22 protein-coding genes are annotated in these 22,112 nt (G+C 65.2%); 13 read left to right on the top strand and 9 right to left on the bottom strand.

The features are described from left to right. Nucleotides 1–55 precede the first annotated feature (55 nt). The 10 genes from hslV to tatC all read left to right on the top strand — a co-directional run bounded on the left by hslV (nt 56) and on the right by tatC (nt 7,689). The gene (hslV, locus tag IEI94_RS22285) at nt 56–574 is read left to right on the top strand and encodes an ATP-dependent protease subunit HslV (RefSeq protein ID WP_191169530.1); all 519 of its coding nucleotides are present in this window, start codon (nt 56–58) and stop codon (nt 572–574) included. Between the two features lie 10 nt (nt 575–584). Continuing rightward, nucleotides 585–1,904 carry an ATP-dependent protease ATPase subunit HslU gene (gene hslU, locus IEI94_RS22280; protein WP_191169528.1) on the top strand — a complete coding sequence of 440 codons (1,320 nt, stop codon included), beginning with the start codon at nt 585–587 and terminating at the stop codon, nt 1,902–1,904. 229 nt (nt 1,905–2,133) lie between these two features. Beyond that, on the top strand, nt 2,134–2,517 hold the full coding sequence (locus IEI94_RS22275) for a gamma-butyrobetaine hydroxylase-like domain-containing protein (protein WP_191169526.1): 384 nt from the start codon (nt 2,134–2,136) through the stop codon (nt 2,515–2,517). A 278-nt stretch (nt 2,518–2,795) separates the two neighbouring features. Continuing rightward, nucleotides 2,796–3,542 (top strand): bifunctional demethylmenaquinone methyltransferase/2-methoxy-6-polyprenyl-1,4-benzoquinol methylase UbiE, encoded by a 747-nt coding sequence (gene ubiE / locus IEI94_RS22270; RefSeq protein ID WP_191169524.1) that lies wholly within the window; start codon nt 2,796–2,798, stop codon nt 3,540–3,542. Further along, on the top strand, nt 3,542–4,168 hold the full coding sequence (locus IEI94_RS22265; protein WP_191169711.1) for an SCP2 domain-containing protein: 627 nt from the start codon (nt 3,542–3,544) through the stop codon (nt 4,166–4,168). The genes ubiE and IEI94_RS22265 overlap by 1 nt, the downstream gene beginning before the upstream one ends. Then, the gene (gene ubiB / locus IEI94_RS22260; protein ID WP_191169522.1) at nt 4,165–5,781 is read left to right on the top strand and encodes a ubiquinone biosynthesis regulatory protein kinase UbiB; all 1,617 of its coding nucleotides are present in this window, start codon (nt 4,165–4,167) and stop codon (nt 5,779–5,781) included. Before IEI94_RS22265 ends, ubiB begins: the two co-directional genes overlap by 4 nt. Nucleotides 5,782–5,814: 33 nt before the next feature. Then, nucleotides 5,815–6,156, top strand: coding sequence for a phosphoribosyl-ATP diphosphatase (locus IEI94_RS22255; RefSeq protein WP_191169520.1), 342 nt, complete (start codon nt 5,815–5,817; stop codon nt 6,154–6,156). A gap of 37 nt (nt 6,157–6,193) precedes the next feature. Continuing rightward, nucleotides 6,194–6,469 (top strand): Sec-independent protein translocase subunit TatA, encoded by a 276-nt coding sequence (tatA, locus tag IEI94_RS22250; RefSeq protein WP_191169518.1) that lies wholly within the window; start codon nt 6,194–6,196, stop codon nt 6,467–6,469. A gap of 6 nt (nt 6,470–6,475) precedes the next feature. Further along, nucleotides 6,476–6,916, top strand: coding sequence for a Sec-independent protein translocase protein TatB (tatB, locus tag IEI94_RS22245; RefSeq protein ID WP_191169516.1), 441 nt, complete (start codon nt 6,476–6,478; stop codon nt 6,914–6,916). After that, nucleotides 6,913–7,689 (top strand): twin-arginine translocase subunit TatC, encoded by a 777-nt coding sequence (tatC, locus tag IEI94_RS22240; protein WP_191169514.1) that lies wholly within the window; start codon nt 6,913–6,915, stop codon nt 7,687–7,689. Before tatB ends, tatC begins: the two co-directional genes overlap by 4 nt. Before the next feature lie 39 nt (nt 7,690–7,728). Here tatC and elbB read toward each other — a convergent pair whose 3' ends face one another. Beyond that, on the bottom strand, nt 7,729–8,391 hold the full coding sequence (gene elbB / locus IEI94_RS22235) for an isoprenoid biosynthesis glyoxalase ElbB (protein WP_191169512.1): 663 nt from the start codon (nt 8,389–8,391) through the stop codon (nt 7,729–7,731). Nucleotides 8,392–8,626: 235 nt separating this feature from the next. Here elbB and hemB point away from each other — a divergent pair, with 235 nt between their 5' ends. Further along, on the top strand, nt 8,627–9,634 hold the full coding sequence (gene hemB, locus IEI94_RS22230; RefSeq protein WP_191169510.1) for a porphobilinogen synthase: 1,008 nt from the start codon (nt 8,627–8,629) through the stop codon (nt 9,632–9,634). A 53-nt stretch (nt 9,635–9,687) separates the two neighbouring features. After that, nucleotides 9,688–11,874, top strand: coding sequence for a polyphosphate kinase 1 (gene ppk1 / locus IEI94_RS22225; RefSeq protein WP_191169508.1), 2,187 nt, complete (start codon nt 9,688–9,690; stop codon nt 11,872–11,874). Between the two features lie 153 nt (nt 11,875–12,027). On the opposite strand, the gene IEI94_RS22220 is transcribed toward ppk1, so the two are convergent. The 7 genes from IEI94_RS22220 to rho form a co-directional block, all read right to left on the bottom strand. Further along, a complete protein-coding gene (locus IEI94_RS22220) occupies nt 12,028–12,540 on the bottom strand; it encodes a DUF3087 family protein (RefSeq protein WP_191169506.1) in 513 nt (170 codons plus the stop codon). Between the two features lie 24 nt (nt 12,541–12,564). Continuing rightward, nucleotides 12,565–13,572: a 3-deoxy-7-phosphoheptulonate synthase gene (locus tag IEI94_RS22215; protein WP_224750345.1), complete on the bottom strand. Its 1,008-nt coding sequence runs from the start codon at nt 13,570–13,572 to the stop codon at nt 12,565–12,567. Nucleotides 13,573–14,132: 560 nt separating this feature from the next. Beyond that, entirely contained in the window at nt 14,133–14,258 is a 126-nt protein-coding gene (locus IEI94_RS22835; protein WP_263574664.1) for a hypothetical protein, read from the bottom strand. Nucleotides 14,259–14,303: 45 nt separating this feature from the next. Then, nucleotides 14,304–15,017 (bottom strand): dihydromonapterin reductase, encoded by a 714-nt coding sequence (gene folM / locus IEI94_RS22210; RefSeq protein WP_191169504.1) that lies wholly within the window; start codon nt 15,015–15,017, stop codon nt 14,304–14,306. Next, a complete protein-coding gene (locus IEI94_RS22205) occupies nt 15,014–15,799 on the bottom strand; it encodes an NAD(P)H-flavin reductase (protein ID WP_191169502.1) in 786 nt (261 codons plus the stop codon). Before IEI94_RS22205 ends, folM begins: the two co-directional genes overlap by 4 nt. Beyond that, a complete protein-coding gene (ubiD, locus tag IEI94_RS22200; protein WP_191169499.1) occupies nt 15,796–17,298 on the bottom strand; it encodes a 4-hydroxy-3-polyprenylbenzoate decarboxylase in 1,503 nt (500 codons plus the stop codon). Before ubiD ends, IEI94_RS22205 begins: the two co-directional genes overlap by 4 nt. A 309-nt stretch (nt 17,299–17,607) precedes the next feature. Further along, complete coding sequence (gene rho, locus IEI94_RS22195; RefSeq protein WP_191169497.1) at nt 17,608–18,867, bottom strand: transcription termination factor Rho; 1,260 nt, start codon at nt 18,865–18,867, stop codon at nt 17,608–17,610. Nucleotides 18,868–19,294: 427 nt separating this feature from the next. On the opposite strand from rho, the gene ppx reads away from it, so the two are divergent. Continuing rightward, complete coding sequence (gene ppx / locus IEI94_RS22190; protein WP_191169495.1) at nt 19,295–20,845, top strand: exopolyphosphatase; 1,551 nt, start codon at nt 19,295–19,297, stop codon at nt 20,843–20,845. On the opposite strand, the gene tilS is transcribed toward ppx, so the two are convergent. After that, nucleotides 20,802–22,109 carry a tRNA lysidine(34) synthetase TilS gene (tilS, locus tag IEI94_RS22185; RefSeq protein ID WP_224750231.1) on the bottom strand — a complete coding sequence of 436 codons (1,308 nt, stop codon included), beginning with the start codon at nt 22,107–22,109 and terminating at the stop codon, nt 20,802–20,804. The genes ppx and tilS overlap by 44 nt on opposite strands. Nucleotides 22,110–22,112 lie beyond the last annotated feature (3 nt).

Raw genomic sequence — 22,112 nt, 5'->3', positions numbered from 1 at the left:
TCACCCCGCGGCGCCCGCATCTCCTGTTTCACGTTTACATGGGAGCAATCATCACATGACCACGATCGTATCCGTGCGCCGCGACGGCAAGGTGGCACTGGCCGGCGATGGCCAGGTGTCACTCGGCAATACGGTGATGAAGGGCAACGCCAGCAAGGTGCGCCGGCTGTATCGCGGTCAGGTCCTGGCCGGCTTCGCCGGCGGCACCGCCGACGCCTTCACCCTGTTCGAGCGCTTCGAGTCGCAGCTGGAGAAGTACCAGGGGCACCTGGTCAAGGCCGCCGTGGAGCTGGCCAAGGACTGGCGCACCGACCGCGCACTGCGGCGCCTGGAAGCGCTGCTGGCAGTGGCCAACAAGGACGCCTCGCTGATCATCACCGGCAACGGTGACGTGGTGGAGCCGGAGCGCGGCATCATCGCCATCGGCTCAGGCGGCAATTACGCCCTGGCCTCGGCCCGCGCGCTGCTGGAGAACACCGAGCTGAACGCTCGCGAGATCACCGAGAAATCCCTCGATATCGCCGGCGACATCTGCGTGTTCACCAACCACAACGTCACTCTCGAAGAGCTCTGAAGGCGCCCCCATGACCCAGATGACACCTCGTGAAATCGTTCACGCCCTCGACCAGTTCATCATCGGCCAGCAGGATGCCAAGCGCGCCGTGGCCATCGCCCTGCGCAACCGCTGGCGGCGCATGCAGCTCGACGACTCGCTGCGCGGTGAAGTGACGCCCAAGAACATCCTGATGATCGGCCCCACCGGGGTCGGCAAGACCGAGATCGCCCGGCGCCTGGCCAAGCTGGCCAATGCGCCCTTCATCAAGGTCGAGGCCACCAAGTTCACCGAGGTCGGCTATGTCGGCCGCGATGTCGAGTCGATCATACGCGACCTTACCGAGGCCTCGATCAAGCTGACCCGCGAGCAGGCCAAGGAGGAGGTGCGTCACAAGGCCGATGACGCCGCCGAGGACCGTATCCTCGATGCCCTGCTGCCGCCGCCACGGGGCCAGGAGGACGCGCCGCGCAGCGATGGCTCGACCCGCCAGCTGTTCCGCAAGAAGCTCCGCGAAGGTCAGCTCGACGACAAGGAGATCGATATCCAGATCACGCCCCAGGGCCCGGGTATCGATATCATGACGCCGCCGGGCATGGAGGAGATGACCAACCAGCTGCAGAGCATGTTTGCCAACATGGGCAAGCAGAAGAGCGAAACCAAGCGCGTCGCGGTCAAGGACGCCTGGCAGCTGCTGCGCGACGAAGAGGCCGCCAAGCTGGTCAATGAGGAGGAGATCAAGCGCCGCGCCATCGAAGCGGTGGAGCAGAACGGCATCGTCTTCCTCGACGAGATCGACAAGGTCACCAAGGGCCAGCAGTCCAGCGGTGGCGAAGTCTCCCGCGAGGGCGTGCAGCGCGACCTGCTGCCGCTGATCGAGGGCTCGACGGTGTCGACCAAGCACGGCATGGTCAAGTCCGACCATATCCTGTTTATCGCCTCGGGGGCCTTCCACCTCTCCAAGCCCTCCGACCTGATTCCCGAGCTGCAGGGGCGTCTGCCGATTCGCGTCGAGCTCGAGGCGCTGACCCCCAACGACTTCCAGCGCATCCTCACCGAGCCCTCCGCGGCACTGACCAAGCAGTATCAGGCGCTGCTGGCCACCGACGGCCTGGAGATCAGCTTCACCGAGGACGGCATCCAGCGCATCGCCGAGATCGCCTGGCAGGTCAACGAAGGCACAGAGAACATCGGCGCGCGTCGCCTGCATACGGTGATGGAGCGCCTGCTCGAGGAAGCCTCGTTCAAGGGCGGCGACCTGGGCAGCCCGCTGGTCATCGACGCCGACTACGTCAACTCGCAGCTCGGCGAACTGGCCATGGATGAGGATCTGTCGCGGTATATTCTCTAAGCATCAGAATAGTGGCAGGCGGCGTGGCGCCGAGGACAGGTCGAAGCGGAGGTTCTACGCCATGGATGGCGTAGGTAGCGCCCAGGGAGGGGTTCACAGCGCCTCCGCGCAGGCCTGTCGTCGGCTAATGCCGCGCCCGCTCGATGCTGGCCGGGCCGAAATATCGCTCGGGCAGAGTCAGTAGCGTCGACAGCTACGCCCCTCAGGCCTCAACCCCGGAGCCATCAATATGGATATACCGATCCCCAGCAAGGTGCACTACCACCAGAAGGCCCGCGAGCTGGAGCTCGAGTACCCCAACGGCCAGCGCTTCCTGCTCAGCGTCGAGTACCTGCGGGTCTTCTCGCCCTCTGCCGAGGTGCGTGGTCACGGCCCCGATACCGCTGTGCTGCAGGTCGGCAAGAAGGACGTCGGCCTGCAGAACATCACCCAGGCCGGCAACTACGCGCTAAAGCTGCACTTCGACGACGGCCATGATACCGGCCTCTACAGCTGGGACTACCTCTACGCCCTCGCCATCAATCACGACACCAACTGGGCCGACTACCTGCGCCGCCTGGACGAGGCCGGCGCCTCCCGGGAACCCCAGACCATCCAGTTCAAGCAGCTCTGAGGCCCGGGGCTACTGCAGTTAGACGGCACCGCTCGAAACTGACCCGTCGACAAGCCTACGAGGAGGCGCTGTAAACCATCCCTGGGCGCTACCGATGCCATCCATGGCATCGACACCTCCTCTTCGGCTTGTCCCCGGCGTTCTCGCTTCGAGATAACGTTAATCGCCCTGCCCGCAACCCCACCGCGCAGGACAACACCCCAGGCGGGGCGCTACAATATCGCCATTTGCTGACGTGCCCGGCACGTCGGCTCGACGAATTCAGCCAGGGACCATCCATGGACAAGCGCACCACCCACTTCGGCTATCAGGAAGTCCCCCTCGAAGAGAAGGCCTCCCGCGTCGCCGATGTCTTCCACTCGGTGGCGGCCCGCTACGACGTCATGAACGACCTGATGTCGCTGGGCATTCACCGCATCTGGAAGCGCCTGGCCATCGAACGCGCCGGCGTCCGCCCCGGGCACAGCGTGCTCGATATCGCCGGCGGCACCGGTGATCTGACGCTCAAGTTTTCGCGGCTGGTAGGCCCGAGCGGGCGCGTGGTGCTGGCCGATATCAATGAGTCCATGCTGCGCGTCGGCCGCGACAAGCTGCTCGACCAGGGCGTCGGCGGCAACGTCGAGTACGTCCAGGCCAATGCCGAATGCCTGCCCTTTCCCGACAACAGCTTCGACTGCATCACCATCGCCTTCGGCCTGCGCAACGTCACCGACAAGGACGCCGCGCTGCGTTCCATGGCCCGAGTCCTCAAGCCCGCCGGCCGGCTACTGGTGCTGGAGTTCTCCAAGCCGCCCAGCGCCCTGCTGTCGAAGGTCTACGACGAATACTCCTTCCGCCTGCTGCCCAAGATGGGCGAGCTGGTCGCCAATGACGCCGACAGCTACCGCTATCTCGCCGAGTCGATCCGCATGCACCCGGACCAGGAGACCCTCAAGGCGATGATGGAAGCCGCCGGCCTCGAGCGGGTCGAGTACACCAACCTTACCGGCGGCATCGTCGCCCTGCACCGCGGCATCAAGCTGTGATGTTGCTGGCCGGCCTCGAAGCGACCCTCAACGCGCTGCTGGCCCGCGACCCCGCGGCGCCGGCGCGCCTCGAGGCGCTGGCCGGCAAGCGGATGGTGGTCAACCTTGCCACGCCGCCTCTCTGCCTGCTGCTGCAGGTGCATGCCCAAGGGCTGCATCTGCAGCACGCCAGCGATGACGATGCGGCAGGCGCCGATGCCCGGGTCGACCTCGACGCCGAGAGCCTGGGCGCCCTGCTCGGCGGTGAAAGCATCGAACGCCTGATGTTCAGCGGGCGCCTTGCGGTGCGCGGTAACCCGGCCCTGCTCGAGGCGCTGCGCGACCTGCTGCTGGATCTGGACGCCGACTGGGAGGGCGAACTGGCCCGCCTGCTCGGCGCGCAGCCGGCCCACCGGCTGGCCGAGGGCGGCCGCCGCCTTGGCCGCTTCGGCGCACGCAGTGCCCGCCAGTTGCGCGCCGACCTCAGCGAGTACCTGTTCGAGGAGGCGCGTCTGCTCACCGGCCGGGGCCAGCACGAGGTGGCCCGCGACCTGCTCACCGATGTCGAGCTAGCCAGTGACCGGCTCGAAGCCCGCGTGGCACGCCTCGAGCGGCGGCTGGCCGCCCATCGCGGAGGCACGGCATGAGGCTGCTGCGCATTATCTGGGTGGTCACCCGCTTTCGATTGGATACGCTGATCCCGCTGGATCGTCTGCCGTGGTGGCTTCGCCTCTGCTTGCGACTCTCACCGCTGCGACTGGTGCCTATCGGCCGCCACTCCCGCGGCGAGCGGCTGCGCCTGGCGCTGGAAACGCTGGGCCCGATCTTCGTCAAGTTCGGCCAGATGCTGTCGACGCGGCGTGATCTGCTGCCTCCGGACATCGCCGACGAGCTCAAACGCCTGCAGGATCAGGTGCCGCCGTTCCCCGGCGCCGACGCCGTGGCGCTGGTCGAAGAGGAGCTCGAGATGTCGCTGACCGAGGCCTTCGCCAGCTTCGACACCACACCGCTGGCCTCGGCCTCGATCGCCCAGGTCCACGCCGCCCGACTGCACGGCGGCGAGGATGTGGTGGTCAAGATCATCCGCCCCGCCATCGACCGGGTCATGCGCCAGGACATGGCGCTGATGTACCGCGTGGCGCAGGTCCTGGCGCGCGTGCCCGAGGCAAAACGACTGCGCCCGGTGGAAGTGGTGCGCGACTACGAGTCGACGCTGTTCGATGAGCTCGACCTGCACAAGGAAGCCGCCAACACCTCCCAGCTCAAGCGCAACTTCAAGAATTCGCCGATACTTTACGTGCCGGCCATTCACTGGTCGCTGACCCGCAAGCGGGTGATGGTCCAGGAGCGCATCCACGGCGTACCGGTGGCCGATCTCGACGCCCTCAAGGCCCAGGATACCGACCTCAAGAAGCTTGCCGAGCGCGGCGTGGAGATCTTCTTCACCCAGGTGTTCCGCGACAACTTCTTCCACGCCGATATGCACCCTGGCAATATCTTCGTCGCCCGCGGCAATCCCCAGGACCCGCAGTATATCGCCATCGACTGCGGTATCGTCGGCAGCCTGACCCGCGAGGACCAGGACTATCTGGCGCGAAATCTGCTGGCCTTCTTTCACCAGGACTATTATGAGGTCGCGGCCCTGCATATCGAATCGGGCTGGGTCGCCGAGGACACCCGCGCCAATGAGTTCGCCGCGGCGATCCGTGCAGTGTGCGAGCCGATCCTCGAGAAGCCGCTCAAGGATATCTCCTTCGGCCAGGTGTTGCTGGGCCTGTTCCAGACCGCGCGACGCTTCAACATGGAGGTGCAGCCACAGTTGGTGCTGTTGCAGAAGACCCTGCTCAATATCGAGGGCCTCGGTCGTCAGCTCTATCCCGATCTCGACCTGTGGAGCACCGCCAAGCCCTACCTGGAGCGCTGGATGAAAGAGCGTGCCGGTCCCAGCGGCCTGTGGGAGTCGCTCAAGCGCCAGGCGCCGGAGCTGACCCGCCAGTTGCCCGAGCTGCCGGTACTCGCCCATCAAATGATGTCGCGGTCCGAACTGGAGCGCCAGCAGCGCCGCCGCCAGGCCGAGTCCCTGGTGGGCATGCGGCGTCAACTGGTATCCAGCAGTCGCGGGGCCCGCCGTCTACGCCTCGGCGTACTGCTGCTGGCAGCCGCCCTCGCCTGGCAGCCCCTGCTGGGGTGGGCCTTGCAGCAGCCTTGGCCGGTGGTGGCGGTGGCCGCACTCGGCGTGCTGCTGCTGGCCTGGCATTGACCCCACCCACCCCGCGACGGAGGATGACACTACATGAGCGATATACTCGAACGGCTTTCTGAGGTGCTCGCCGAGCGCCGCCACGCCGCCGCCGACAGCTCCTACGTGGCCGCCCTGCACCATAAAGGGCTGAACAAGATTCTCGAAAAAGTCGGCGAAGAGGCCACCGAGACGATTCTCGCCGCCAAGGATGCGGCACAGGGCGTTGATGCCGACCGTCAGGCAGTGGTCGCTGAAACCGCCGACCTGTGGTTTCATAGCCTGGTGATGCTGTCGCACCTCGACATCGAGCATCAGGCGGTACTCGACGAACTGGCACGTCGCTTCGGCACCTCCGGGTTGGATGAAAAGGCCGCCCGCACGCCGTCGCCCTGAACCAGCACGCATAATTCGATTAGTGGGAGACCCAACCATGTTAGGTGGCATCAGTATCTGGCAGTTGTTGATCGTACTCGGCATCATCATCCTGGTGTTTGGTACCAAGAAACTGCGCAACGTCGGCGGTGATCTCGGCGGTGCAGTCAAAGGCTTCAAGAAGGCCATGCACGAGGACGACAAGGATAAGGACAAGGACCAAGACGAGGCCGCCGACCAGCCCCAGGGCAAGGTCAGCCATGAAGAGGAAGCCGGCCACACCTACGATGTCCAGGCCGAGCAGAAAGCCGAGGACCCGGAAGAGCGCAAGTAACCGCCCATGTTGGATATCGGTTTCCTCGAACTGCTGCTGATCGGCATCGTTGGCCTGCTGGTGCTAGGCCCCGAGCGGCTGCCCAAGGCGGCACGCACCGCCGGGCTATGGATCGGCAAGATCAAGCGCACCGTGTCGGGCATGCAGCGTGAAATCAACTCTCAGCTGGAGGCCGAAGAGCTGCGCCAGAAACTCGACGAGCAGCAGAAAAAGCTCGACGAGAGCCTGGGCAAGGTCAAGCGTGACGTGGAGCGCTACGCCGAGCCCGACAGCAGCGCTCCTCGCAAGGCCGAGTCCGCCGCTGACGAGGAGGCCCCGCCGCCTCCCGACGAGCGCCTGGACAAGGCGCTGTCGAGCAAGGCACGACGCGACAGTGCGACGTCAGAGCAGGCAACCGCCGAGGCGCCATCATCGCCCCCCAGTGACAAGGATTCGCCCTCCCGATGAGCGACGACGGCTCTCTCGACAAGCAGCGTAACACCACCAATGAAGCGTCCCAGGCACCGCTGATCGAGCATCTCATCGAGCTGCGCTCGCGGCTGATGCGCTCGGTGGTGGTGATCCTGGTGATTTTCCTCGGGCTCTACGCCTTCGCCAACGACATCTATATCTTCGTGTCGCAGCCGCTGGTGGACATGCTGCCGGAAGGCTCGCAGATGATCGCCACCGAGGTCGCGTCGCCGTTCCTGGCGCCTTTCAAGCTGACCCTGGTGGTGGCGGTGTTCATCGCCGTGCCGTTCGTGCTGCACCAGGCCTGGGCGTTTATCGCCCCGGGGCTCTACGACAACGAAAAGAGCCTGGCGATTCCGATCCTTGCCTCCAGCGTGGCGCTGTTCTATGCCGGCGCAGCCTTCGCCTACTACGTGGTATTCCCGCTGCTGTTCCAGTTCTTTACCCAGACCGGGCCGGAGAACGTGGCGGTGATGACCGATATCAATTCCTACCTGAATTTCGTCCTCAAGCTGTTCTTCGCCTTCGGTGTGGCCTTCGAGATCCCCATTGCCACCTTCCTGCTGATCTACTCCGGCGTCACCAGCGTGGAGAGTCTGTCGAAGAAACGCCCCTATATCTTCCTCGGCTGCTTCATCATCGGCATGCTGCTGACACCGCCGGACATCATCTCCCAGAGCCTGCTGGCGGTGCCCATGTATCTGCTCTACGAGGTAGGCATGCTGTTCGGTCGCCTGGCGCAGCGCAAGAAGCGCGAGAAAGAAGAGTAGCGCCGAGCGGCTGGGCGCTAGGCGCTTGTAGCTCGGCGCTTATAGATCCATCAGCTCATCGATGCGCTCGACCAGCTTGAAGATCCCGGTAGCCGCTTCGCTGATGCTCTCGGCGAGCATATAGGCCGGGGTGGTGACGATACGGTGCTCGAAGTCGACCACGATATCGTCGACCTTGCAGCCACGGTGCAGGCCGCCCATGGCGCTGATCGCCCCGGAGACCGCCGGGTCATGGCCAATGGTCACCGCAATGCCTTCGCCAAACAGCCGCGGCACCAGCACCGGCGCAATGCACATCAGGCCGATCGGCTTGCGCGCCTCGTGAAAGGCCACAAGCGGCGCGCCAAGTGACTCCAGCACCTGCATATCGCTGCCGGCAGTGGCGAAATCACTCAGCGTCTTGGCCACGCCGAAGCCGCCGGGCAGAATCACCGCATCGAAGGCCTCCGGGTCGAGCTCGGCGAGCTCACTGATCTCGCCCCGCGCCAGGCGTGCCGATTCTGTCAGCGCGTTACGCTCCTCATCGGGTACCGGCTCGCCGCTGCGATGATCGATGACGTGGTGCTGGGAGATGTCCGGGGCGAAACAGCGATAGCCGATACCCAGTTGATCCAGACGCAACAGGGTCAGGGTGGTTTCGTAGATCTCGGCGCCGTCCTGGACACCGCAGCCCGACAGAATGACTGCCACCTGCTTGCTCATACCGCTCTCCTTGTGACCGTGATGCCTGCCGCCCGGCAGCAGGAACCCCTCACTCTAGCCTATCTCCAGCGCAGCGTCTGCGCCGTGGCTCTCACCCCCTGGCCGGCACTGATATACTCGAGGCATCGTCTGCACTACAGCCGACACTGACGTCACGCGCCGTCGCTGTCATCGTTTGGTCATCTCGGCGACCCATACTGATACGGCGGTCACGCTTAACGACCGGAGAATTACCTTGAGCCTTGGCACATCCCGACAGTTTCCCGCAGCCCGCATGCGTCGCATGCGCAAGGACGATTTCTCGCGCCGCATGATGCGCGAATCGACGCTGACCGCCGCCGACCTGATCTGGCCGGTGTTCGTGCTCGAGGGCAGTGGTCGCCGCGAGGCAGTGCCGTCGATGCCCGGCGTCGAAAGGCTTTCGCTTGACCTGTTGATCGAGGAGGCCCGCGAGGCGTTCGAGCTGGGCATTCCAGCCCTGGCGCTGTTCCCAGTGGTCGACGTCGAGCTCAAGAGCGAGCTGGCCGAAGAGGCCTACAGCGCCAGCGGCCTGGTTCAGCGCAGCGTGCGTGAGCTCAAGGCCGCCCTCCCCGAGCTCGGCGTGATCACCGACGTGGCCCTCGACCCCTACACCAGCCACGGTCAGGACGGAATTCTCGACGAGGCGGGCTATGTGCATAACGACCGCACCGTGGAGACCCTGCTTAAGCAGGCGCTCTCCCACGCCGAGGCCGGCGCCGACGTGGTAGCCCCTTCGGACATGATGGACGGGCGCATCGGCGCGATCCGCGGCGTGCTTGAGCAGGAGCACCTGCACAACACGCGCATCATGGCCTACAGCGCCAAGTACGCCTCGAGCTACTACGGACCGTTTCGTGACGCCGTGGGCTCGGCCGGCAATCTGGGCAAGGCGGACAAGACCACCTACCAGATGGATCCCGCCAACGGCGACGAGGCGCTCCACGAGGTGGCCATGGATATCGCCGAGGGCGCCGACATGGTGATGGTCAAGCCGGGCATGCCGTATCTCGACGTGGTCCGGCGGGTCAAGGAGGAGCTCAAGGTGCCGACCTTTGCCTATCAGGTCAGCGGCGAATACGCCATGCACATGGCGGCCTTCGAGCAGGGCTGGCTCGACGCCGACAAGGTGATGCTCGAGTCGCTGATGTGCTTCAAGCGCGCCGGCGCCGACGGTGTGCTGACCTACTTTGCCAAGCGAGCGGCACGCCTGCTCGTCCGCTAACCGGAAGGGTCGGCAGCGAGCCGCGCGGCCCTTCCTCTGCCTCAGGAGGCGAGATGGAAGACCCGCGTGCCACGCCCGAGCCTGACCAGCCGTCGGTAGCGGCAACCGAGCCTTTGCCTCTGCGAGTCAACCGCACCCGTACCGGGGTGCGGGCCAAGGGCGAGCCAGCGGCGCTCAATCTCGACGACCCGGCACTCTATCTGAACCGCGAGCTGTCGCATCTGCAGTTCAACATCCGGGTACTGGAGCAGGCGCTGGATACCTCGCACCCGCTGCTCAACCGGCTGATGTTCCTACTGATTTTCTCGTCGAATCTCGACGAGTTCTTCGAGATCCGCGTCGCCGGGCTCAAGCACAAGCTGGCGCTGGGCAACGACAGCACCGGCGCTGACGGCATGCTGCCACGTCAGGTCTTGAATGAGATCTCGCGCATCGCCCACGAACAGATCACCCGCCAGTATCGGATACTCAATGAGGTGCTGATCCCCGCGCTGGAGAAGCAGAAGCTGCGCTTTCGCCGTCGCGACCAGTGGACCCCGGCCCAGCAGGCCTGGGTGCGCGAGTATTTCGATGACGAGATCATGCCGGTGATCAGCCCCATCGGCCTCGACCCTTCCCACCCCTTTCCACGACTGGTCAACAAGAGCCTCAACTTTATCGTCGAACTGGAGGGCAAGGACGTCTTCGGCCGCGAGGGCGGCCTGGCGATCCTGCCCGCGCCGCGCTCGCTGCCGCGCCTGATTGCACTGCCCGCGGCGTGCTGCTCGGACGGCTATAGCGAATACGTGTTTCTGTCGTCGATGATCCACGCCCACGCCCACGAGGTGTTCCCGGGCATGCAGGTGCGCGGCTGCTATCAGTTCCGCCTGACCCGCAACGCCGATCTCTCCGTCGACCCCGAGGAGGTCTCTGATCTGGCCTCGGCGCTGCGCGGCGAGCTGCTGGCGCGCCGCTACGGCAGCGGCGTGCGCCTGGAGGTCGCCGATAACTGCCCCGAGGCGCTGGCCAGCTTTCTGCTCAAGCAGTTCGAACTCGAGGAGAGCGATCTCTATCGCGTTCAGGGTCCGGTCAATCTGACCCGCATGATGGCGGTACTGGCAGACGTCGAGCGCCCGGAGCTGCGCTATCGGCCCTTTACGCCGGGCCTGCCCAAGGCGCTGAAAAAACACGACTCGCTGTTCGACGCCATCAAGGACGGCGATATCCTGCTCCACCACCCTTACCAGTCCTTTTCCCCGGTGGAGGAGCTGCTCGCCGAGGCGGCCCGCGACCCGGCCGTACTGGCCATCAAGCAGACCCTGTACCGCACCGGCGCCGATTCCGCGATCGTCTCGGCGCTGGTCGACGCCGCCCGCGGCGGCAAGGAGGTCACGGTGGTGATCGAGCTGCGCGCGCGCTTCGACGAGGCCGAGAACCTTGCCCTGGCATCGCGTCTTCAGGAGGCGGGGGCCATCGTGATCTACGGCGTAATGGCCTTCAAGACCCACGCCAAGCTGATGCATATCGTGCGCCGCGAGCGCGGCGAGCTGCGCTACTACGCCCACCTCGGCACCGGCAACTACCACGCCGGTACCGCCAAGCTCTACACCGACTACAGTCTGATGACCACCCATGAGGTGCTGTGCGATGACGTCCACAAGGTGTTTCAGCAGCTCTCGGGCATGGGCAAGGCGCGGCATATCGAGCACCTGCTGCATGCCCCCTTTACCCTGCATGAGCGGCTGGTGGCAATGATCGAGCGCGAGGCCGCCCACGCCGCCGCCGGCCGCCGTGCGCATCTGATCATCAAATGCAATTCCCTCACCGAGCCGAAACTGATTCGCGCCCTCTATCGCGCCTCCCACGCCGGGGTGGAGTGCGACCTGATCATCCGCGGGATGTGCTGCCTGCGCCCCGGGGTGCCGGGCATCTCGGACAATATCCGGGTGCGCTCGATCATCGGCCGCTTCCTCGAGCACACCCGGGTGTTCTACTTCCACAATGACGGCAGCGGCGAGGTATGGGCCTCCAGCGCCGACTTCATGGAGCGCAACATGTTCCACCGCGTCGAAACCTGCTTTCCGCTGCTCGACAACAAGCTCGCCGCCCGGGTGCGCAAGGACCTGGAAACCTACCTGGTCGACAACTGCCAGAGCTGGCTGCTCGACAGCGACGGCGGCTATACCAAGCGGGAACTGGGCGACGCCGCGCCGATCAGCGCCCAGGAGACGCTGCTCTACGCCTACGCCAGCAAGGCTTGAGGAAACACTGAATAAATGGCTGCGCGGGCGAATCACTGCGTTGCGCGGTGCTCGAAATCCTCACCTATACCCCATAGGCTCCGGTTTCTGTGCTCCGTGCGCCTTGTGCTTCATCCCGCTCGCCGATTTATACAGCGCTTCCCTATAATAAATTTAGCCGCGCTTAAAGGCGGCCAGGTCCTCGGTATCGTAGCCGTCCACTTCGAGGGGCAGCCCCAGCCGCTCACGCTGCTCAAGGAGCTGCTGGCGCTCGGCGATCAGTTCGCTATCGTCGTCCAGGGTGCGCCCGTTGAGCTCGGCGAGCTGCGCCATGCCCTGGTGATAGAAGCTCAAAATACCCAGCGCCACGTGGTTGTGCTCGGCAACGCCGCGGCGCAGCGCCGGCAGATAGCCGCTGACCCGCGACAGGTGGTGCTTGAGCTGCCACACGTAGCGCATCTCCTGCATCCACGGCCGCTCGCGCAGTGCGGCAAATACCAGGCTGGTGGCCACCAACCCGAGCAGCACCCCCAGGGCGTTGAGCCACAGGCTGGAGCCGAAGGCACGGGTCAGCAGCTGTGAGAACAGCAGGCCCAGCACGATCAGTTGGGCAGCCATGGCAATGCTGATCAGCCGCGCCTTGCGGCGATACACCTCGGGCTCATGGGATTCGAAACGAAACATCATCGGCAGTGGGTTCCTCGGATAACCTTAGCGCAGCCGCTCGGCCGCCAGACTCAGCAGATGCTCGGTGGTCTCCCAGCCAATGCAAGCATCGGTAACCGAGACCCCGTGGCGCATTGCGCCCGGCTTGAGCGGCTGTCGCCCTTCGAACAGCTGACTTTCCAGCATCACCCCGCACAGCCCCTTCTCGCCGGCCAGACGTTGATCGAGCACGTCGAGCAGTACCTCGCTCTGGCGGCGGTGGTCCTTGCGTGAATTGGCGTGGCTGCAGTCTACCATCAGCCGCGGTGCCAGGCCCGCCGCCTCCAGCGCACGGCGGGTAGATGCCACATGCTCGGCCTGATAGTTGGGCGCGCCGTGGCCGCCGCGCAGCACCACATGGGTGTACGGATTGCCCGGGGTGTGGCGCAGGCTCGGCAGTCCTGAGTCGGAAAGTCCTGGATAGCGGTGGCCATGGGCCGCGGCCTGGATGGCATCGATTGCCACCTGGATGCCGCCGTCGGTAGCATTCTTGAAACCCACCGCCGCCGCCAGGCCGCTGGCCAGCTCGCGATGCACCTGGGACTCGGTAGTACGCGCACCAACCGCCGTCCACGCCAGCAGGTCGTCGAGATAGCTGGCGACCATCGGCTGCAGCAGTTCGGTGGCCACCGGCAGACCCAGGGCGATCACGTCACGCATCAGCCCACGGGACTGAGCGAGGCCGTGGGCCATGTCGTCGCTACCGTCGAGGTGCGGATCATAGGCCAAGCCCTTCCAGCCCACCGTGGTGCGCGGCTTCTCGACATAGACGCGCATCACCAGCAGCAGCCGGTCCTCGACCTGGCGCGCCAGCACACTGAGATTTTCGGCGTATTCGCGGGCCGCCCTGGGATCGTGGATCGAGCAGGGTCCGACCACCACCAGCAGGCGGTCATCGCGGCCATCGAGAATCGCCTTGACCGCCTCGCGCTGGGCGGCCACTCGCTGACGTAGCTCGCCATCGAGGGGCAGCTGCTGGCGCAGCGCCTGGGGCGTGGGCAGGGGGGATTCCATTATCGCTTCGCCAGCAGGCGCGGCCAGGCCAGCGGCAGGGGCGGCATCGCTGGGGGTCGGTTTGATCAGAGTCATGCTCATGGCGCTTACCTCGTACAGGGTGTCGAACATCGGGTCGTGGGGCCACCGATGGTCTCCCGGTCGGAGGTGGCGAGCTGAGCCGACCGGACGCCGCTAAATCGCCAGCTGCCATAAGCACGGTAGTAAGCGGTGCATGACAGCGTGGGGAAGGCGATAGGGTCGAACATGGTCGGTCTCCTCGTTGGACAATGATGTCAAAAACAAAACCCCCGGTCGGGTTGCCGACCGGGGGTTCTGAGAGATGGTGGAGGCAACCCGTGGAGGGTGTGCCTGGCGATGGGTCAGCGCGACCGCATCGCCGGCACACCGGCGCTAAACCAATACCAATAGCCGCCTACCAAGGCCCACGCGGCAACGACGATGGCGGGCATCGCGTCGGCGCTGGTGAATTGGCGGTGACTAGCGGTCATGGGTCGCTCCAAGTGTGCTGTTGGGCCTATCCTACCGCGCTGAGCGCGCTTGGCAAGTACTCTGTTGCTTTAGCCGGCCAGCTGAATCCAGCCGATGGTCGCCGGCAGCGCACTCAAGGCCACCACTACCACCAGCCCCAGCGTAATCGCCAGCAGGCCACTATCGTCTTTGAAGTTGGGGTCCTGTTCCGTCATGGGTACTCTCCTGACAGTATTGGGTAGATCCTGAATGGCGCCATTCTAGCGCAGGTGACGGCCACCATCGACCGGCAGGGTGGCGCCGGTGACGTAGCGATTGTCGAGCAGGTAGCGCAGGCTCTGGTAGACCACACCTGGGCCGGGAATCATCTGCATCGCCGACTTGGCCTTGGCTTTTTCCGCGTAGGCCTCGTCATCGCCCTCGTTGAGCATGATCAGCGCCGGCGCGATGGCGTTGACCTGAATGGTCGGGGCATAGAGGGCGGCAAACGACAGCGTCAGGTTGTCGAGGCCGGCCTTGGTGGCAGCATAGGCGGCATGTTTCTTCGAGCCCTTCTGTACCACATAGTCGGTGATATGCACGATATCGCGCTGCGGCTCGGTGCAGGCATCGAGCAGGTCGCGACACTGCAGGTTGATCAGATAGGGGGCCTGCATATGGACTCGGAACAGTCGCTCGAAGGTCGCCCCGGCATCCGCCTCCTGGCTGTCAGGTGCCCAGTCGCTGGCGTTGTGGATAATCGCCCGCAGCGAGGGGGTCGCCGCCCTGAGCCGCGCGATAAAGTCGAGAATGCCCGCCTCACTGGAAAAGTCCGCCGCCAGAGTGACGACACCGCGCTCGCGCAGCGTCTCGAGTTCGGGACGTTCGCGACGGTAGCTGATGATCACGCTATGACCATCGTCGAGCAGTCGCTCAGCGCAGTGGCGACCGAGGCGCTGGGCGCCACCGGTGATCAGGATCGGCGAAGCGCTCACTTCGAGGCCTCCCGCTGCTTGACCAGGCTGCCCACGGTAGGCACCAGCGGGTCCCGCGGTGCATAGGCAAATACATCCGAGAATACCCGCGAGGCGTCGAGCCCCAGCGACGCCAGCACGTCGACGCAGGCGTAGACCATGCCCGGCGAACCGGACAGATAGACATCGCGGCCCGCCACATCTTTCAGGGTGCTGCCGAGCACCGCGTCCACACGCCCCAGATGGCCGCTAACGCCCTCAGCGTCGAACGGCTCCTCAGGAACGATCTCACTGACCGCATGGAAGCGTACCCCGGGATACTCCGCGGCCCACTCACGGGGCAGCCGCTCGAGATAGAGGTCGCGGCGCTCGCGGGCCGCCCACCACAAGTCGATCTCGCGTGTCGGGTCACTGGCCAGCGCCGCCTCGATGATCGCTTTCATCTGGGCGAAGCCGGTGCCGGCGGCAATCAGCAGCAGCGGCCGTGTGCTGTCCGGGTCGAGTACACAGTCACCGCCGGGCAGACGCAGGGTCAGACGACTGGCCTCTTGCATCAGCTCGCGCAGGCGGGCCGAATTCTCACGCTCCGGCCAGTGCTGAATATGCAGTTCGATCAGGCCGTCACCGCGATGGGCATTGGCAATCGAGAACGGCACCCAGGTCTCATCGTCGAGTTGCAGCTCGAGGTACTGGCCCGGGGCGTGGGCAACGGCCTCGGCGCGGCCCATCAGGCTCACGCGGAAGACGTCGGGGGTGAGGTTCTCGACCTCGTCGACCAGGCAGGTCAGGATGCGTGCCGTCATGGCGTCCTCTTGTCTGTGGTGGCATCGCCCGGTAGCGGGATGCCGAGCGTGTCCCAGCGCGCCGTCACCGACTGCTTGACGCCTTCGTCCATGACGATCGGCGTGCCCCACTCGCGGTCGGTTTCGCCGGGCCACTTGCTGGTGGCATCGAGCCCCATCTTGGAGCCGAGACCGGCCACCGGCGAGGCGAAGTCGAGGTAGTCGATGGGCGTATTCTCGACCAGCACGGTGTCCCGTGCCGGATCCATACGGGTGGTAATGGCCCAGATCACATCCTTCCAGTCGCGGGCGCTGACGTCGTCGTCGAGCACCACCACGAACTTGGTGTACATGAACTGGCGCAGGAAGCTCCACACGCCCATCATCACGCGCTTGGCGTGGCCGGGGTACTGCTTCTTCATGGTCACCACCGCCATGCGATAGGAGCAGCCCTCCGGCGGCAGATAGAAGTCGACGATTTCGGGAAACTGCTTGCGCAGGATCGGCACGAAAACTTCATTGAGCGCGAGCCCGAGGATCGCCGGCTCATCCGGCGGCCGACCGGTGTAGGTGGAGTGGTAGATGGCGTCGCGGCGCATGGTCATGCGCTCGACGCTGAACACCGGGAAGTGCTCGACCTCGTTGTAGTAGCCGGTGTGGTCGCCGTAGGGGCCTTCGGGGGCAGTGTCGTCGGGGTAGATATAGCCCTCGAGGATCACCTCCGCCGAGGCCGGCACCTCGAGGTCGGCGTGGCCGCACTTGATCAGCTCGGTGCGTGAACCCCGCAAGAGCCCGGCGAAGGCGTATTCAGAGAGCGAGTCCGGCACCGGGGTGACCGCGCCGAGGATGGTGGCGGGATCGGCGCCCAGCGCCACCGCCACTGGAAACGGCTGACCGGGATTGGCCTTCTGGAACTCCTGGAAGTCGAGCGCGCCGCCGCGGTGCGACAGCCAGCGCATGATCAAGCGGTTCTTGCCAAGCTTCTGCTGACGGTAGATGCCCAGGTTCTGGCGCGTCTTGTGCGGCCCGCGGGTCACCACCAGCGCCCAGGTCACCAGCGGCGCGGCGTCTCCCGGCCAGCAGTGCTGGATCGGCAGGCGATCGAGGTCGACCTCATCGCCCTCGAGGACCACCTCCTGCACCGGTGATGACCGCACCACCTTGGGGCCCATGCTCATGACCTGCTTGAAGATCGGTAGCTTGTTCCAGGCGTCGCGCATGCCCTTGGGCGGATCAGGCTCCTTGAGGAAGGCCAGCAGCTTGCCGACCTCGCTGAGCGCCTCGACCGACTCCTCACCCATGCCCAGCGCGACCCGATGCGGAGTGCCGAATAGGTTGCCAAGCAGCGGCATGCTGTGACCCTTGACGTTCTCGAACAGCAGCGCCGGCCCGCCGGCGCGCAGGGTGCGGTCGCAGATTTCGGTGATCTCGAGATAGGGGTCGACCTCGGCGCTGACCCGCACCAGCTCGCCCCGTTCCTCCAGTGCCGCGATGAAGTCGCGCAGGTCCTTGTACTTCATAGGCTTCCTGTATCAAAAACGACGAAAGGGGCAGCATAGCATGCTGCCCCCCTTCACTTCGCTGCTGCCATCTCGACAATCCACCGCTCTGCCACACCACCGCGGCTGTGCCGGCGATAGGCCAGCGAGGCATCTACGCTAGCGGCGCCGGGGGGAGGTGCAAGCGAAGCTCATTTTTCAGGGATGAAAAATGGAGCGCCCAGGGAAGGGTTTACAGCGTCTTCGCGAGTCGCCTCCCGCCGGATCAGCCGCGGTGAAGATGGCAGCTGACCCCGGAAACACAGCCTTCCGGGCGACAGCCACCAGCCATTAACGCCGCTTCATTGCCTCGAAGAACTCAATATTAGTCTTGGTATCCTTGAGCCGGTCGATCAGGAATTCGGTCGCCCCCATATCGTCCATCGGATTGAGCAGCTTGCGCAGAATCCACATGCGCTGCATCTCATCTTCCGAGGCCAGCAGATCCTCGCGGCGGGTACCGCTGCGGCGAATGTTGATCGCCGGGTAGACGCGCTTCTCGGCCAGCTTGCGGTCGAGGTGCGCCTCCATGTTGCCGGTACCCTTGAACTCTTCGAAGATCACCTCGTCCATCTTCGAGCCGGTATCAACCAGCGCGGTGGCGATGATGGTCAGGCTGCCGCCCTCCTCGATGTTACGCGCGGCACCGAAGAAGCGCTTGGGCTTCTCCAGGGCATGGGCGTCGACACCACCGGTGAGCACCTTGCCGGAGCTGGGCACCACGGTGTTGTAGGCACGCGCCAGACGGGTGATGGAGTCGAGCAGGATCACCACGTCCTTCTTGTGCTCGACCAGACGCTTGGCCTTCTCGATTACCATCTCGGCGACCTGTACGTGGCGCGCCGGCGGCTCGTCGAAGGTCGAGGCAACCACTTCACCCCGCACCGTGCGCGACATCTCGGTGACCTCCTCGGGACGCTCATCGATCAGCAGCACGATCAGGTGACACTCGGGGTTGTTGCGCGTGATCGAGGTGGCGATGTTCTGCAGCATCAGCGTCTTGCCGGCCTTGGGCGGCGAGACGATCAGGCCGCGCTGGCCCTTGCCGATGGGCGCGGTGAGGTCGATGATGCGCGCCGTCAGATCCTCGGTAGAACCGTTGCCGATCTCCATCACCATGCGCTGATCGGGGAACAGCGGCGTGAGGTTCTCGAACAGGATCTTGTGCTTGGCGTTTTCCGGCTTGTCGAAGTTGATCTGATTGACCTTCAACAGCGCAAAATAGCGCTCGCCCTCCTTGGGCGGACGAATCTTGCCGGAGATGGAATCGCCCTTGCGCAGATTGAAGCGCCTGATCTGAGAGGGCGAGACATAGATGTCATCGGGCCCGGCCAGATAGGAACTATCGGCACTACGCAGGAAGCCGAAACCGTCCTGGAGTATCTCCAGTACGCCATCGCCATAAATGTCTTCGCCGCTCTTGGCGTGCTTCTTGAGAATGGCGAAGATAATGTCTTGCTTACGTGACCGTGCGAGGTTGTCGGCACCCATTTCCTGGGCGATTTCCAACAGTTCAGGCACGGTCTTTTGCTTGAGTTCGGTAAGATTCATCGGTTTGTTCAGAAATTGCTCGTGTCAGCGGGGCGATATGAATCGCCGGAATAAGACAGGAGGCGGTGACGAAACGCCGCGTGGTGCGTTCAGGGCCCGGCGGGCATTCACTCGGGAGACATTCGCCAAACGGCGTTCCCGTCAGGAAACGACAGAGACGATGGCAAGCGCGAGGGAAGCAATGTTCGTGTCGCCTGATTAACGGCTCGGAAATAACACCATTGTCCGGCACGGAATCAGCGGGCTGTCTGACGACTTGAGGTTGACCGCGACGCGGTCGGGAAGTATTCGGAACAGGCGAACGATTCGATGTTAGACAAGCCCGACGGCAAACGCAAGCCCTGTATCGCCTGGTATCCGCGAAGCTGGATTGACAAGCATCGGAGGTCACCGCAACCTTGAGCGATGTAGATGCAAGGATCCCCACATGCTCTCTGATTCGGCCACGCGCAGGATGCCTAGCGCCAGCGACACCTCCCGTCGACTCGCCGCCATCGATCTCGGTTCCAACAGCTTTCACCTGCTGGTCGCCAACTATCAGAGCGGTCAGCTGCAGGTCGTGGCCAAGCTCGGCGAAAAGGTCCAACTGGCCGCCGGTCTCGACGCAGAGAATCGGCTCAGCGAAGCGGCCATGCAGCGAGCCCTGGACTGCCTCGCGCGTTTTGCCCCCTTTATCGGCGACACCCCTCCCGACCAACTGCGCATCGTCGGCACCAATGCGCTGCGTGCTGCCAGCAACAGCCGCGAGTTTATCGACCGCGCCGAGGCCCAGCTCGGCCACGGCATCGAGATCATCGCCGGCCGCGAAGAGGCGCGCCTGATCTACCTGGGCGCCGCCCACGCCCTGGCCGAGGTGCACGGCCGGCGGCTGATCGTCGATATTGGCGGTGGCTCCACCGAATACATCATCGGCGAGAATTTCGCTCCGTTGGCGCTGGAGAGCCTGCATATGGGGTGCGTGACCTATACCCAGCGCTTTTTCGGCGACGGCGAACTCAGCGAAAAGCGCTTTCGCCGCGCCGAGCTTGCGGCACTCTCCGAGCTGGCCAACATCCGTCGCGCTTATCGCGCCCTGGGCTGGGCCGACCCGGTCGGCTCCAGCGGCACCATCAAGGCCGCTGCCGCGGTGTTGGCAGCCAGTGGCGAGTGTCCGGAAGGGGTGATCGAGCACGAGGCGCTGCTAAGCCTGCGCAAGCGACTGATCAAGTGCAAACGGCTTGACCAGGTGGCCATGGAAGGGCTCAAGGAGGACCGCGCCTCGGTGTTTCCCGCCGGCATTGCGATCCTCTGCGCCACTTTCGAGGCCTTCGACCTGGCCGAAATGCGCTTCGCCGACGGCGCGCTGCGCGAGGGGGTGCTCTACGACCTCGCCGGCCGCAACACCGCCGAAGACTCGCGCCGCCAGTCGCTGGCCACGCTGCGCCGCCGCTACGGCGTCGATCACGACCAGGCCGAGCGTGTCGCCGTGACGGCCCGGGCGCTGTTCGAGCAGGTTCGTAGCGACTGGGCGCTGGTCGACGAGCATGCACAGTTCCTCGACTGGGCCGCCCAGTTGCACGAGATCGGACTGGCCATCTCGCATAGCCAGTTCCATCGACACGGCGCCTACCTGCTCAACCACTCCGACCTGCCCGGTTTCTCGCGACCCGAGCAGCAGGTGCTGGCCTTCCTGGTCCGCGCCCACCGTCGCAAGTTTCCGCTCAAGGAGCTCGACAACCTGCCGCAGGCGCTGCAGCGCCCCTATGCGCGTCTGGCACGCCTGCTACGCCTGGCGGTGCTGATGAACCACTCGCGCCCGGAGACCCCGACGCCTGGCATCGAACTGGCAACAGATGGCGATAACCTGATCCTGACCCTGCTTACACCGCTCGACGATGCCGCCCTGCTAATCACCGACCTCGAGCAGGAAGTGGAGTACCAGGCTGCCGCCGGCATCAGCCTGACCCTGGTGCTGCCGGGCCAGGCTGATGAAGTGTAAGAGACCAGCCCGGCGCACAGGGCACCACGGCGCGTCCCATTTCATCGAGTACCGCGACCACCTGCTCGCCAAGCCACACCACCAGCAGCCGCCGACGGCGCCAGGGCGGCACCCCGGCCTCCTGCAACAGCCGCTTTAGGTCGCGGCGGCCGCGCTGCGGCTGAGCTAGCCGCTCTCCGCCACGCCGTGCACTCACCTGCAGCGCCACCTCCTCGTCGCGCTCATGCGTCAGCGTGCAGATGAGCCGCCCCAGCGGTGTATCGAGGGGCAGGCGACCATCCCAGTCTGCCTGCCAGCTCTCGGGCAGCGGCGTGGACGGCGCCAGCAGATATAGCGCGTCACGCCAGCAGCGCGCCTCTCCGCCCGACCAGGCGACGCGCACCTCGGCGTCGCGGCGGCTATCGAGCTGCTCAAGTAGCGTTGCCAGCCGCGCAGCTGGGGGAGGCGGCAGCCCCAGTGTCTGGCAGCAGTGGCGCAGCAACAGCCGCTGGCGCGGCGCCGATAGCGCCACTAGCGGCGCCAGAGGGAGCCGTTCAGCGCAGCCTCCCAGTGTGGCCAGATCGAGTGCCGCCAGCTCGCCGAGCAGCGCTTCGGCCTCGCCGGCCAGATGCGCGGAGCGCGCCAGCGATGCCGCCGCTTGCGGCCAACGCGCCTCGAGTGCCGGCATCAGCGCATGGCGCAGGCGATTGCGGTCCAGCGCGATATCATCATTGCTGGGATCCTCGACCCAGCTGACCGCCAGCTGCCTGGCGGCCGCCTCGAGCTCGGCCCGGGCCACACCCAGCAGCGGGCGCTGCAGCTCGCGACCCTGCCAGAGGCGCCGCGGCGGCATGCCGGCCAGACCGCGCACGCCGCTACCACGCAGCGCCGCGAGCAGAAAGGTCTCGGCCTGGTCGTCGCGATGCTGGGCCAGCCACAGCGTCTCGCCCTCGCCTACCCGGCGAGCAAAGGCGGCGTAGCGCGCCTCGCGGGCGGCCCCCTCCAGCCCCTGACCGCCATCGGGCGCAACGCTGGCCCGCTCGACGCTCAGCGGCACGCCCAGCTGCGCGCAGAGCTGGCGGCAGTGGCGCTCGAAATCGTCGGCGGCGGATTGCAGACCATGGTGAACATGCAGGGCGTGCAGCGGGCGGGGATGGCGACGACAGGCATCGGCGGCCAGGGTCAGCAGCAGCGAGGAGTCGAGCCCACCGGATAGCGCCACCCAGACAGCGCGCCCCGGCGGGGTCTCCGCCAGGGCGTCATCGATCAGGGTTTGTAGCAACATCGC

Source organism: Halomonas sp. ML-15 (assembly GCF_014779595.1).
Taxonomy (GTDB): domain Bacteria; phylum Pseudomonadota; class Gammaproteobacteria; order Pseudomonadales; family Halomonadaceae; genus Franzmannia.
This window is presented reverse-complemented; position numbering and strand designations above follow the sequence as displayed.

Bases quoted from the DNA above. Each gene is read 5' to 3' on its own strand.
- hslV (WP_191169530.1), top strand. From the start codon at position 56: ATGACCACGATCGTATCCGTGCGCCGCGACGGCAAGGTGGCACTGGCC.
- hslU (WP_191169528.1), top strand. From the start codon at position 585: ATGACCCAGATGACACCTCGTGAAATCGTTCACGCCCTCGACCAGTTC.
- IEI94_RS22275 (WP_191169526.1), top strand. From the start codon at position 2,134: ATGGATATACCGATCCCCAGCAAGGTGCACTACCACCAGAAGGCCCGC.
- ubiE (WP_191169524.1), top strand. From the start codon at position 2,796: ATGGACAAGCGCACCACCCACTTCGGCTATCAGGAAGTCCCCCTCGAA.
- IEI94_RS22265 (WP_191169711.1), top strand. From the start codon at position 3,542: ATGTTGCTGGCCGGCCTCGAAGCGACCCTCAACGCGCTGCTGGCCCGC.
- ubiB (WP_191169522.1), top strand. From the start codon at position 4,165: ATGAGGCTGCTGCGCATTATCTGGGTGGTCACCCGCTTTCGATTGGAT.
- IEI94_RS22255 (WP_191169520.1), top strand. From the start codon at position 5,815: ATGAGCGATATACTCGAACGGCTTTCTGAGGTGCTCGCCGAGCGCCGC.
- tatA (WP_191169518.1), top strand. From the start codon at position 6,194: ATGTTAGGTGGCATCAGTATCTGGCAGTTGTTGATCGTACTCGGCATC.
- tatB (WP_191169516.1), top strand. From the start codon at position 6,476: ATGTTGGATATCGGTTTCCTCGAACTGCTGCTGATCGGCATCGTTGGC.
- tatC (WP_191169514.1), top strand. From the start codon at position 6,913: ATGAGCGACGACGGCTCTCTCGACAAGCAGCGTAACACCACCAATGAA.
- elbB (WP_191169512.1), bottom strand. From the start codon at position 8,391: ATGAGCAAGCAGGTGGCAGTCATTCTGTCGGGCTGCGGTGTCCAGGAC.
- ppk1 (WP_191169508.1), top strand. From the start codon at position 9,688: ATGGAAGACCCGCGTGCCACGCCCGAGCCTGACCAGCCGTCGGTAGCG.
- IEI94_RS22220 (WP_191169506.1), bottom strand. From the start codon at position 12,540: ATGATGTTTCGTTTCGAATCCCATGAGCCCGAGGTGTATCGCCGCAAG.
- IEI94_RS22215 (WP_224750345.1), bottom strand. From the start codon at position 13,572: ATGGAATCCCCCCTGCCCACGCCCCAGGCGCTGCGCCAGCAGCTGCCC.
- IEI94_RS22835 (WP_263574664.1), bottom strand. From the start codon at position 14,258: ATGACGGAACAGGACCCCAACTTCAAAGACGATAGTGGCCTGCTGGCG.
- IEI94_RS22205 (WP_191169502.1), bottom strand. From the start codon at position 15,799: ATGACGGCACGCATCCTGACCTGCCTGGTCGACGAGGTCGAGAACCTC.
- ubiD (WP_191169499.1), bottom strand. From the start codon at position 17,298: ATGAAGTACAAGGACCTGCGCGACTTCATCGCGGCACTGGAGGAACGG.
- rho (WP_191169497.1), bottom strand. From the start codon at position 18,867: ATGAATCTTACCGAACTCAAGCAAAAGACCGTGCCTGAACTGTTGGAA.
- ppx (WP_191169495.1), top strand. From the start codon at position 19,295: ATGCTCTCTGATTCGGCCACGCGCAGGATGCCTAGCGCCAGCGACACC.
- tilS (WP_224750231.1), bottom strand. From the start codon at position 22,109: ATGTTGCTACAAACCCTGATCGATGACGCCCTGGCGGAGACCCCGCCG.